The sequence below is a fragment of the Micromonospora parastrephiae genome, from assembly GCF_016802865.1.
Lineage (GTDB): Bacteria > Actinomycetota > Actinomycetes > Mycobacteriales > Micromonosporaceae > Micromonospora > Micromonospora parastrephiae.
Window position 1 is genome coordinate 1 of record NZ_JAEVHM010000028.1, and the last position, 11,947, is coordinate 11,947.

Annotated in this window: 8 protein-coding genes; 3 read left to right on the plus strand and 5 right to left on the minus strand. The window is 72.4% G+C overall.

The window, feature by feature from the left end; translation table 11 throughout:
* Window positions 1–189: 189 nt before the first annotated feature.
* A complete protein-coding gene (gene eno, locus JNW91_RS08845; RefSeq protein ID WP_203174404.1) occupies window positions 190–1,473 on the minus strand; it encodes a phosphopyruvate hydratase in 1,284 nt (427 codons plus the stop codon).
* Between the two features lie 213 nt (window positions 1,474–1,686).
* On the opposite strand from eno, the gene JNW91_RS08850 reads away from it, so the two are divergent.
* Together JNW91_RS08850 and nudC are read left to right on the plus strand one after the other, a co-directional pair.
* Complete coding sequence (locus JNW91_RS08850; RefSeq protein WP_203174405.1) at window positions 1,687–2,379, plus strand: hypothetical protein; 693 nt, start codon at window positions 1,687–1,689, stop codon at window positions 2,377–2,379.
* A complete protein-coding gene (nudC, locus tag JNW91_RS08855) occupies window positions 2,376–3,257 on the plus strand; it encodes an NAD(+) diphosphatase (RefSeq protein WP_203174406.1) in 882 nt (293 codons plus the stop codon). Before JNW91_RS08850 ends, nudC begins: the two co-directional genes overlap by 4 nt.
* 20 nt (window positions 3,258–3,277) lie before the next feature.
* On the opposite strand, the gene JNW91_RS08860 is transcribed toward nudC, so the two are convergent.
* The 4 genes from JNW91_RS08860 to mfd form a co-directional block, all read right to left on the minus strand.
* A complete protein-coding gene (locus tag JNW91_RS08860; protein WP_203174407.1) occupies window positions 3,278–4,897 on the minus strand; it encodes a DUF885 domain-containing protein in 1,620 nt (539 codons plus the stop codon).
* A 99-nt stretch (window positions 4,898–4,996) separates the two neighbouring features.
* On the minus strand, window positions 4,997–5,920 hold the full coding sequence (locus JNW91_RS08865) for a nucleoside triphosphate pyrophosphohydrolase (protein ID WP_309244290.1): 924 nt from the start codon (window positions 5,918–5,920) through the stop codon (window positions 4,997–4,999).
* 70 nt (window positions 5,921–5,990) lie between these two features.
* Window positions 5,991–6,779, minus strand: coding sequence for a hypothetical protein (locus JNW91_RS08870; protein WP_203174408.1), 789 nt, complete (start codon window positions 6,777–6,779; stop codon window positions 5,991–5,993).
* A gap of 63 nt (window positions 6,780–6,842) precedes the next feature.
* Entirely contained in the window at window positions 6,843–10,472 is a 3,630-nt protein-coding gene (mfd, locus tag JNW91_RS08875) for a transcription-repair coupling factor (protein WP_203174409.1), read from the minus strand.
* Between the two features lie 416 nt (window positions 10,473–10,888).
* Here mfd and JNW91_RS08880 point away from each other — a divergent pair, with 416 nt between their 5' ends.
* Window positions 10,889–11,803 (plus strand): cyclase family protein, encoded by a 915-nt coding sequence (locus JNW91_RS08880; RefSeq protein ID WP_203174410.1) that lies wholly within the window; start codon window positions 10,889–10,891, stop codon window positions 11,801–11,803.
* Window positions 11,804–11,947: the final 144 nt, after the last annotated feature.

Consider the following 11,947-nt stretch of genomic DNA (forward strand, 5'->3'; position numbering starts at 1 on the left):
GTACGCCGGCCTCCCGGACCGACCCACGGGTGGTCCGGCCGCCACCCGGTCGCCGGACTGACCCGGCCGGCGGGCGGGACGCTGCCCACCCGGTGTGCGGCGCTGCTGCATCGTCACACCCCTCCCCCGAGGCTTCGTGCGTTACAAAGGTTGTCGGGAAGCCCCGCGGCGGGGCCTCCCGGCGGCGTCTCAGGCCGAACGGTAGCGCGGGAACGCGCCGGCGCCGGCGTAGCGCGCCGCGTCCGCCAGCTCCTCCTCGATCCGGAGCAGCTGGTTGTACTTGGCGACCCGGTCCGAGCGGGCCGGCGCACCGGTCTTGATCTGACCGCAGCCGGTGGCCACCGCCAGGTCGGCGATGGTGGTGTCCTCGGTCTCGCCGGAGCGGTGGCTCATCATGCACCTGAAGCCGGCCCGGTGGGCCAGGTCCACCGCGTCCAGGGTCTCGGTCAGCGAACCGATCTGGTTGACCTTGACCAGGACGGCGTTCGCCGCCTTCTCCGCGATGCCGCGGGCGATGCGCTGCGGGTTGGTCACGAACAGGTCGTCACCGACGATCTGCACCCGGTCGCCGATCGACGCGGTCAGCGTCTGCCAGCCACTCCAGTCGTCCTCGGCCAGCGGGTCCTCGATCGACACGATCGGGTACTCGTCGGCGAGCTTGGTGTAGTAGGTGCTCATCTCCTCGGCGGACTTCGCGGCACCCTCGAAGGTGTACGTGCCGTTGTCGAAGAACTCCGTCGCCGCCACGTCGAGCGCGAACACGATGTCGGTGCCGAGCCGGTAGCCGGCCTTCTCGACCGCCTCGGCGATCAGGTCCAGGGCGGCCGCGTTGGTCGGCAGGTTCGGCGCGAAGCCGCCCTCGTCGCCGAGCCCCGTCGACAGGCCCTTCTTCTTCAGCACCGACTTCAGCGCGTGGTAGACCTCCGCGCCGGAGCGCAGCGCCTCACGGAACGTGGGGGCGCCGATCGGCGCGACCATGAATTCCTGGATGTCGACGTTGGAGTCGGCGTGCGCGCCACCGTTGAGGATGTTCATCATCGGCACCGGCAGCAGGTGGGCGTTCGGGCCACCCAGGTAGCGGAAGAGGCTCAGCTCGGCGCTGCCGGCGGCGGCCTTGGCCACCGCGAGGGAGACCCCGAGGATGGCGTTCGCGCCCAGCTCCGACTTGCTGTCGGTGCCGTCGATGTCCAGCATCTTTTGGTCGATCAGCCGCTGCTCGCTGGCCTCGTACCCGATGATCTGGTCGACGATCTTGTCTTCGACGTTGGAGACCGCCTTCTCCACGCCCTTGCCCTGGTAGCGGTCGGCGTCACCGTCGCGCAGCTCGATCGCCTCGAACGCGCCGGTGGAGGCGCCGGAGGGCACCGCGGCGCGGGCCACCGTGCCGTCGTCCAGGCCGACCTCGACCTCGACCGTGGGGTTGCCCCGCGAGTCGAGAATCTCCCGGGCGACGATTCCCTCGATGGTTGCCACTGAGTCGCTCCTCGTTGTTGTGATCCGGTCCGTGGGTGGGCCGCGACGGTGCGGCTGAGGCAGGTGTTGAACGCAGCGTATCGGGCCACGGGAAAGGGCACGGCGTCGCCCGCGCACCCGAGTCGCCCCGCGTTGACGGACATTCCCGGATTTCCGGGCGTCAACCGGCAACGGGTTTGCGCTGCGCGGACCAAATCCACCAGTCTGGTCGCCATGCCCGCCGCCTCGACCACCCTCCGCATGCTCGCCGTGTCGGTCATCGCGTCGCTCACGGTCACCGGCTGTCAGACATTCGAGGACGCCGGGGTCGCCATGGAGCGCTCCGAACTCGTCAACGACCTCGCCGCCCGCCTCGACCGGGCCCTGGAGCTGACCTACTCGGCCGACTACCAGCTCCCCGGTGGCCAGACCGCCGCGATCGTGCAGGCCCAGGACCCGGCCCGCTCGTCGTACACCTACCCGGGCGGGCGGCTGACCGTCACCCCGGAGGCGGTCACCCGGTGCACAGCCACCGACGGACGTACGGAGTGCACGCTTGTCGCACCGCCCACACCCACCGGCAAGCCCAGCGTGGCGCTCTTTACCGAGGCGAACCGGCAGGGCCTGGCCACCCCGCCGGTCGTGGTGGGGCTGCTGACCGCCGCCGCGCTCGACCCGCAGGCGGCCATCAAGCAGACCGACACCACCGTCGCGGGCCGCCACGCCACCTGCGTCGAGGTGCAGCGCTCGGACGGCGACTTCACCGCGTGCGTGACCACCGAGGGTGTGCTGGGCAGCTTCACCGGCCCGGTCGACGGCAAGCCGATGGAGCTGGCGCTGAGCCGCTACTCCGAGACGGTGCGGCAGGACGCGTTCGAGCCACCCGCGGGCGCGAACGTGGTGGACCGCCGCCCCGGCGGCCGGTGACCGGCCCGACGCCCGTCGCCCAGCTCGGCGCGTCCGGGCCCGTCGCCCAGCCCGGCGCGTTCCTGCCGGGGGCCGACCTGCGGCATCCGCCCGCGCCCGGCGATCTCGCCCTGCCGGTGCTTCGCGCGACGCTGCTGACCTGCGCCGACGGGCGACCGCTGCGGGTCGCCGACCTTCCCGCCGCCACCGAGTGGGTGCCGCTGGGCGTCCTCGACGGCGTGCCCGCCTGGGCCACCGAGCTGACCACCGCCGACCACGTCCCCGGTCGGGCACGCGGCTGGGCGTCGCTCGCCGCCGAGGTACCCGAACCGTTCGCCACGCTCGCCGGGCGGGCGCTGGCGGTGGTGACGTGGCGGCGTACCCACCGGTGGTGCGGCGCCTGCCGCGCCGAACTCACCGACCTGCCCGGCGAGACCGCACGGCGGTGCCCCGACTGCGACCTGTACGTGCCGATGCAGCTCTCCGCCGCCGTGCTGGTGGCGATCACCCGGCCCGGCCCGCCCGGTCACGCCGACGAGCTGCTGCTGGTCCGGCACGCCACCGGACCGACCGGTCTGTGGGCGCTGGTGGCCGGCTTCGTCGAGGCCGGCGAGACACTGGAGGCGGCGGTACGCCGGGAGGTCGGCGAGGAGGTCGGGCTGGCCGTCGACGGGCTTGCCTACTTCGGCAGCCAGCCGTGGGCGATCTCCGGCCCCGGCGTGCTGCTCGCCGGCTTCACCGCCCGCGCCGCCGAGCCGCACGCCGAGCCGGTGGTGGACGGTCGGGAGCTGACCCAGGCCCGCTGGTTCGGCCTGGACGCGCTGCCGGCGGAACTGCCGCCCGCGTACTCCATCTCGCGCTGGCTGATCGACGCGACGGCGACCGCCGCGCGGCGCTGACCCGCGACGGCGTTGGTTCTTCAGACCCGGAGCAGGGTGCGCAGGTGGCGCGGGGGCGGGCAGTCGTGGGCGAGCATCGCGTCGTGCCAGTCGCGCACCGACACCCCGTCCGGGCGGGCGGCGGCGATCTCGGCCACCTCGCTGTACCCGACGAAGTAGGTGGACAGCTGCGTGGAGGTGAGCAGCGCCCGGCGCCACTTGCCGGCCGCCTCGCCCTCCTCCTGGAAGCCGCGCCCGGTCATCAGCGCCATCGCCTCGGCCTCGGGCAGGTCCTCGGCGTGCACCAACTGGTCGAGCAGCGCGTTGATGGTCATCCGCAGCTGCATCTTGAGCTGCTGCAACCGCACCGGCAGCCCGCCGAAGCCGAGCCCGGCCATCAGCTCCTCGGCGTACACCGCCCAGCCCTCGATGAACGGGCCGGACTCGGCCAACGCCCGCACCCGGGTGCCACCGACGTAGCGGCGGGCGTGGGCGAGCTGGAGGAAGTGCCCGGGCATCGCCTCGTGCACGGTCAGATTGCGGATCATGTGGTCGTTGTACTCGCGGTAGAACGACTCGACCCGGTGCGCCGGCCAGTCCGACGGGGTGGGCGCGATGCAGTAGAAGGTGGGTACGTCCGCCGTCTCCAGCGGGCCGGGCGAGTCGCAGTAGGCGACGGCGACGCCCCGGGCGAACTCCGGCATCTCCTGGATCACGCACCGGTCGTCGACCAGGGTGACCAGGTCGTGGGCGCGGACGAAGTCGGTCGCCTCGTCCAGGGTGATGCCGGCCAGCTCGACGATGGTCGCGTCGTCGGGGTGTTCGGCGGCGAGCACGTCCAGTGCCCGGCGTACCGCCTCGTCGTCGGCCCGACCACCGACCAGCTCGACGGCCGCCGCGCGAATCTCCGCGGTGATCCGGTCCAGGTTGGCCCAGGCGCGGCGCTGGATCTCGGCGGCGCCCAGCTCGGTGTCCAGGGTGTGCCACAGCCGGGCCTCCCAGCGGCGGCGCCCCAGCCGTGGATCCCGGCCCGGCCCGGCGTCGGCGGCGAGGCCGGCGCGCAACCAGGCGACGAACTCCTCCAGCGCGGCCATCGCGGCGGTGGCCGCCGGCTCCACCCGGTCGAGGCTGCCCGGCGCCTGGGCGATCAGCCCCGGCAGTTCGTCGCGGATCAGCGCGGCCGTGCCGGCGAACTGCCCGACCGCCGTCTCGGCGTGGATCCGCGGCATGTCGCGCAGCGTCGCGCGGGCGGTGGCGAGAGCGTCCGGTACGGCGGCGAGCCGGCCGGCCAGGTGGGTCAGCCGCACCTCGGCCGGGGCGTACGGGCGGGCCAGCAGCGGGTGCAGCAGCGGGCCGGGGTTGTGCCGCAACGGATTCCACTCGTGGGAGCGGATCTCGGTCAGCTCGAACAGCTCCCGGTCGACGAACGACGTGAGCAGCGCGTGGTCGACCTGCTCGTCGACGTCGAGTGAGTCCGGGTCCAGCTCGGACAGTGCGTTCGCCGCATCGGAGAGCATCGCGAGATCACCGGCGATCGCGCCGGCGGACAGATCCGGCAACTGGTCGTCGAACCGGTGATCCCCCGCCGAGGTGGCAACCCCCGGTCGCGTCTCCAGCAGAGCCTCGACGACCCGCTCCGCCAATACCTCAAACGCCTCCACCGGCCCAACCCTACCGACCGCGCCGGACCCCGCCGCCACTTCCGTCGATCATGAAGTTATCGCCCTCCGCCTCGGCGTGTCACGGCAACAACTTCATGATCAACGCGGGTCGGCGGATGCGGGCGGGGATTCGGCGGCGCGGACTGCTTCGGCATACGCCAGGGTGGCACGGCGGAGGGCTGCTTCCGGGTCCAGATTTGCCTGGCGGGCCGCGGCGACCGTGGCCAGGAGGCTGGCGCCCAGCCTTGCCTCGGGGTCCACCTGAGAGTCGGCCAACGGGGGTGGGACGGCCAGACCGATGCGGGCGGCGCGGCCCAGGATCTGCGCGGCCAGGGCGAGAGCGGGCTGGCTCAACGCCACGCCGTCCAGCACCGACTCACGCGCCTTCTCGGCCCGCTTGATCCGCTCCCAGTTGGCGGTGATCTCCTCCAGCGTGCCCGCCTCCGCGTCGGCGAAGACGTGCGGGTTACGCCGGATCATCTTGTCGACCAGGCCACCGGCCACGTCGTCGATGGTCCACCGCTCGCCCTCGGGCAGCTCCTCGGCGAGCCGGGCGTGCAACACCACCTGCAGGAGCACGTCACCCAACTCCTCACGGAGCGCGTCGGTGTCGTCGGCGCTGATCGCGTCGTACGCCTCGTAACTCTCCTCCAGCAGGTACCCGGCGAGGCTGCGGTGCGTCTGCGCACGCTTCCACGGATCACCACCCGGCGAGGCCAGCCGGTCCAGTACGGCCACCGCGTCCAGCAACCGGGCACCCGGCGGGTCCCACGATCCGTACATCAGCTCCATCTCGGCCAGCCCCGGCTCCCGGGCCAGCCGCAGACCCAACTCCCGGGCCAGGGCCTCGTCACCGGCCGGGCCGGCCAACCAGACCGCCGTGCCGTGCTCCGCGACCGTGTCCAGCAGCCGCTGCGTCGCCGGGCCGTCCACCACGTCACCTCGGCACCCGCCTGGCGTACGGCCGTGGACAGCTCGCTCTCCGCGCCGGTCAGCACCGCATGCTGACGGACGACGTCCCACGCGGCGGCGGTCAGCAGACCCGCGGGCAGCCGGGGCGAGGTGACCAGCAGGACGATCCGTGCCGTCATGCTCAGCTGGCCGTGCCCTGGGCGTCCGCGGCCGCGTCCGACGGCACCGACTCGGGGGTGGAGATGTCGGTGACCGGGCCCTTTTCGTTGATGTACGGCAGCGAGTAGAAGACCAGCGACTGACCGGTGCTCACCACCGACGGCACCCCCACCGCCCGGTAGCGCGGGTTGATCGTGACGTCGACCCGGCTCGCCTCCTCCTCCAGCGCGGTGCTGAGCGCGGTGGCGCTGCGCACGAAACCGCCGTCGCCGAAGGCCCGCCGCACGTCGGCCACCGGCATCCCACCCTTGATCGCCCCGGTCTTCGCGAGCGCGTCGTAGACGGCCATCAACGAGTCGTCGCTCAGGTCGGCCGGCGGAAGCTGCTGGTTGAGCGCCTGGAGCAGGTCGATCCACTCACCCCAGAGCTTGGCGTACTCGGTGCTGGCCGGCACCCGCAGGTTCTGCTCCAACTGCTGCGGGGTGACCTCGTCGGGCACCTGGAGGTTCTTCGCCGCCGCCACCCGCTTGCCCAGGTCCAGGCTGACCAGCAGGTTCACCACGTCCTGCCGGGTGACGGCGGAACGCAACTGCTCGGGCGACGGCGTGGCCCCCGCCTGGCCGGCCTCCTGGCGGACCGCGTCGCCGTACTTCGCCTGCACGTCGTCGTAGATCGCATCGACCCGGTCCAGTGAGTACGTCGTATCACCGACGTACGCGGCGACGTCCGGCGCGGACTTCCCGCAGGCAGCGAGGGAGAGGACACCCAGAGCCGCGACGCTGGCGGCGGCGATCACACGGCGAGCACGCATGCCCGTCACTCTCTCATGCCCTCCCGGTTGCTGTGACGGCCCCCACCGCACCGCACCCCCGCCTCACGTGGCCGCGACCGTGAGCGGCGCGGGGGCACCCAGCACATCGGAGAGCAACTGGGCGCACCACTGGAGCAGCGCCTGGTCGCGCAGCGGCTCACCACCGATCCGACGGGTGGTCGGCCGGGGCACGCTGACCTGGTCGGTGGCCTGCTTGTAGACCGCGTCCGGGTGGTAACGCTTGAGACGCAGCTGCTTCGAGTCGGGCAACGGCAGCGGACCGAACCGTACGTGCTTGCCCTGCACCGACACGTCGGTGAGGCCGTACCGGCGGGCCAGCAGGCGGAACCGGGCCACCTCCACGAGGTTCTGCACGGGGGCCGGCGGCTCGCCGTACCGGTCGGTCATCTCGGCGACCACCTCGCGCAGCCGATCCTCGTCGCGCGCCTCGGCGAGCTTGCGGTACATCTCCAGGCGCAGCCGCTCCACGCCCACGTAGTCGTGCGGCAGGTGCGCGTCGATCGGCAGGTCGATCTTGACGTCGGTCTCCTCCTCCGGCCGCTCACCCTTGAACGCGGAGACCGCCTCGCCGACCATCCGCACGTACAGGTCGAAGCCGACACCCTCGATGTGGCCGGACTGCTCGCCGCCGAGCAGGTTGCCCGCACCCCGGATCTCCAGGTCCTTCATCGCCACGTACATGCCGGCGCCCAGCTCGGTGTGCTGCGCGATGGTCGCCAGCCGCTCGTGGGCGTGCTCGGTGAGCGGCTTCTCCGGCGGGTAGAGGAAGTAGGCGTACGCCCGCTCCCGGCCCCGGCCGACCCGGCCACGGATCTGGTGCAGCTGGGCCAGACCGAGCAGGTCGGCCCGCTCCACGATCAGCGTGTTGGCGTTCGGGATGTCGATGCCCGACTCCACGATCGTGGTGCAGACCAGGACGTCGAACTCCTTCTCCCAGAAGCCGACCATCACCTTCTCCAGGGCGTCCTCGCCCATCTGACCGTGCGCCACCGAGACCCGCGCCTCGGGTACCAGCTCCCGCAGCCGCCGCGCGGCCCGGTCGATCGACTCGACCCGGTTGTGCAGGTAGAAGACCTGCCCATCGCGGAGCAACTCCCGGTGGATGGACGCGGCCACCTGGCGGTCGTCCTGCGCGCCGACGAAGGTCAGCACGGGGTGCCGCTCCTCCGGCGGGGTGGCGATGGTGGACATCTCCCGGATGCCGGTGATCGCCATCTCCAGGGTGCGCGGGATCGGGGTGGCCGACATGCTCAGCACGTCGACCGAGGCCCGCAGCGTCTTCAGGTGCTCCTTGTGTTCGACACCGAAGCGCTGCTCCTCGTCGACGATCACCAGACCGAGCTGCTTGAACCGGGTGGCCGTCTGCAACAGCCGGTGGGTGCCGATGACGATGTCGACGGTGCCGTCGGCGACCATCTCCAGCGTCCGCTCGGTCTCCTTCGCGGTCTGGAACCGCGACAGCTGCCGGATCTGGACCGGGAACTGGCTCATCCGCTCGGCGAACGTGTTGAAGTGCTGCTGCACCAGCAGCGTGGTCGGCACCAGCACCGCCACCTGCTTGCCGTCCTGCACCGCCTTGAACGCCGCCCGGACCGCGATCTCGGTCTTGCCGTAGCCGACGTCACCACAGATCAGCCGGTCCATCGGGACGGTCTGCTCCATGTCCCGCTTGACCTCGTCGATCGCGGCGAGCTGGTCGGGCGTCTCCTGCCAGGGGAACGCGTCCTCCAACTCCCGCTGCCACGGCGTGTCCGGGCCGAACGAGTGCCCCTTGGACGCCTTGCGGGCGGCGTACAGCTGGATGAGCTGCGCGGCGATCTCCCGGACCGCCTTACGGGCCCGGGCCTTCGACTTCTGCCAGTCCGAGCCGCCCATCTTGTGCAGGGTCGGCTGCTCGCCGCCCACGTAGCGGGAGAGCTGGTCGAGCTGGTCGGTGGGGACGAACAGCCGGTCACCGGGCTGGCCGCGCTTGCTGGCCGCGTACTCGATGACCAGGTATTCGCGGCTGGCGCCGTTGACGGTGCGCTGCACCAGCTCGACGTAGCGGCCGATGCCGTGCTGCTCGTGCACCACGAAGTCGCCGGCCTTGAGCTCCAGCGGGTCGATGGTGTTGCGTCGACGGCTCGGCATCTTGCGCATGTCCCGCGTCGAGGTGCCCCGGCCGCCGGTCACGTCGTTGCCGGTCAGCAGCACGAAGCGGGACGCCTCGTCGACGAACCCGCTGGTCAGCGCCCCACAGGTGACCACCAGCTCACCCGGGGCGGGCGCGACCGGCACCTCCTCGGTCAACCGGGCACCCAGCCCGGCGTCGCGCAGCACCTCCACCGCCCGCTGGGCGGGACCGTGCCCCTCGAAGACCAGCGCGATCGACCAGCCCTCGCCGGCCCAGCGCTTGAGGTCGTCGACGACCCGGCCGGTCTCGCCGTGGTAGAGCGGTGCCGGCTGGGCGGCGAGGGTCACCGCGATGGCGTCGTCCGGGGTGACGGCGGCCTGCTCGGGCGCGTCCTCCCAGGGCTGCCTCGTCTCGGCGGTCTCCGCCTCCACCAGACCGAACGGGGACAGCGTCCACCACGGCTGGCCGAGCTTGCCCGCGGCGGCGCGCACCTCGGCGAGGGTGCGGAAGGCGGCGGCGCCGACGTCCACCGGAGCCTGGCCGCCGACCGCGGCGGCGGCCCAGCTGGCCTGCAAGAACTCCTCCGAGGTACGCACCAGGTCGTGCGCCCGGGTGCGGATCCGCTCCGGATCACAGAGCAGGACGTGCGTGCCGGGCGGCATCGCGTCCAGCAGCAGCTCCAGCGAGTCGGGGCCGACCAGCACCGGCGCCAGCGACTCCATGCCCTCCACCGGGATGCCCTCGGCCAGCTTGTCCAGGATCTCGGCCAGCTCCGGATGCTGCTCGGCGAGCGCGGCGGCCCGGTCCCGCACCGCCGGGGTGAGCAGCAGCTCACGGCAGGGCGGTGCCCAGAGCAGCGGAACCTGCTCGATGGTCCGCTGGTCGGCGACGGCGAAGGTACGGATCTCCTCCACCTCGTCGCCCCAGAACTCGACCCGGGACGGGTGCTCGTCGGTGGGCGGGAAGACGTCGAGGATGCCGCCGCGCACCGCGAACTCGCCCCGCTTGGTGACCAGGTCGACCCGGGCGTACGCCATGTCGGTCAGCCGGCGGGCGACCTCCTCCAGGTCCGCCTCCTCGCCCGCGGCGAGCTGCACGGGCTCCAGGTCACCGAGACCCTTGAGCTGCGGTTGGAGCAGCGAGCGGACCGGGGCCACGACCACCCGCAGCGGACCGGTGCCGCCGTGCGCGTCGGTCGACTCCGGGTGCGCGAGCCGGCGCAGCACGGCCAGCCGACGGCCGACGGTGTCCGAGCGTGGGGACAACCGCTCATGCGGCAGCGTCTCCCAGGAGGGGAAGACCACGACGTGCTCGGCCGGCAGCAATGCGCCCAGCGCGGCGGCCAGGTCGTCGGCCTCCCGGGTGGTGGCGGTTACCGCCAGCACCGGTCGCCCAGCCCCGTCGTTGTCCGCGGCGACCGCCGCGACGGCGAACGGGCGCAGCGCGGCGGGGGCGGTGATGTCGAGGCCGTCGACCTGGGCGGCACCGGAGCGCGCAAGGTCACGCGCCCGGGCCAGCCCGGGGTCGACCAGGGCGGCGGTGAACAGACCGGTGAGCAAGGGAATCCTTCCAGGGGAGTCGACGCACACGACGGCGGCCCCTCGTCCAGTCGGACGGGGGGTGCACGACAACCAGCCTATCCCCGCCGACCGACAGCCACCCCCTTCCGCCCAGGTCCACGCCGCGCCGCGCCCCGCGCCCCGCGCCCCGCGCGATCCGGGAAGTAGGCGTCGCGGCTCCCCGATGCCACTACTTCGTGGATCCAGCACGATCTTGGGAGCGAGCCGGCACCCGGCGCGGCACACCGCCTGCCCGACCCACACACCCCCTGCCGCCACAAGATCCGCGCAACTTCAGGGAAAGTGCGGGCTCGGCCCGCGCTGAGGCAGCAATATCCCTGAAGTTGCGCCAATCGGCACCCTGCGCGGTTCGCGCGGATCTTGACCGACGCCGGGGGTCGTGATCAGGTTTCGGTATGGGCGGGCAGTGGCGGGCACAGTTCGACGCGGAGGTGAGCTTCGCCAACGGCGGCGGGCTGCGTACCGAGGGGTTCCGGCTGGACATCCCCGGTCAGGAGATCACCGACGACGACCTTGCGGCGATGTTCGTCCGGCACCTCGGGCTGCTGATGGTCGCCGACGTGCGGATCAGCGCGAAGACGATCATCGAAGAGCCGCACAAGGGCGGCCGGGGCGTCCCCGTCGACGGTTCCGACACCGATCGTCGGCTGGTCGAGCTGAGCCACCCGATCAGCGACGGCATAACCACCCTGCCGGGCTGGCCGGGACCCCGCATCACCGACTGGCTGACCTTCGCGGCGTCCCGCGAGCGGTATGCCCCGGGTGTGGAGTTCCAAGTGGCCCGGATCGACATGATCGCCAACACCGGCACCTACCTGGACACCCCCGCTCATCGCTGGGCCGGCGGCGACGACCTGACCGGAGTGTCGCTGGATCGGCTCGCCGACCTACCCGGGGTGGTGGTTCGGGTGCCGGCCGGCATCCGGGCCGTGGACCGGCTGATGCTGGCCCCGTACGAGGTGGCCGGGCGCGCGGTCCTGCTGCACACCGGGTGGGATGCGCACTTCGGCACCGAGCGGTACGCCGCGCCGGAGGCGCCGTACCTGACCGGGGACGGCGCCCAGGCGCTGGCCGACGCGGGCGCGACCCTCGTCGGCATCGACTCGATCAACATCGACGACATGAGCCCGGCGGCCGGAGGCGTACGCCCCGCGCACAGCACGCTGCTCGCTGCCGACATCCCGATCGTTGAGCACCTGACCGGGCTGGGCGCGCTGCCGCCGAGCGGGTTCCGGTTCACCGCGGCTCCACCGATGGTGGCCGGCATGGGCACCTTCCCGGTCCGTGCCTTTGCCGTCGTGAACCCCTGATCCCCGCCGCAAGAGTTGGCAGTGACCCGCGTCGGCGCGCCACATTGCTGGAACTCCGCCCGTCGTGCGACTGGACCGTCGGGGCGACGATCTCGACGGCGGCGGGCCTGGCGCGGTGCACCGGGCGCTGGGCGTCTCAGTAGC

Excerpts from the sequence above, each read along its gene's own strand:
- JNW91_RS08850 (WP_203174405.1), top strand. The coding sequence starts at position 1,687 with ATGCCCGCCGCCTCGACCACCCTCCGCATGCTCGCCGTGTCGGTCATC.
- JNW91_RS08880 (WP_203174410.1), top strand. The coding sequence starts at position 10,889 with ATGGGCGGGCAGTGGCGGGCACAGTTCGACGCGGAGGTGAGCTTCGCC.
- JNW91_RS08870 (WP_203174408.1), bottom strand. The coding sequence starts at position 6,779 with ATGCGTGCTCGCCGTGTGATCGCCGCCGCCAGCGTCGCGGCTCTGGGT.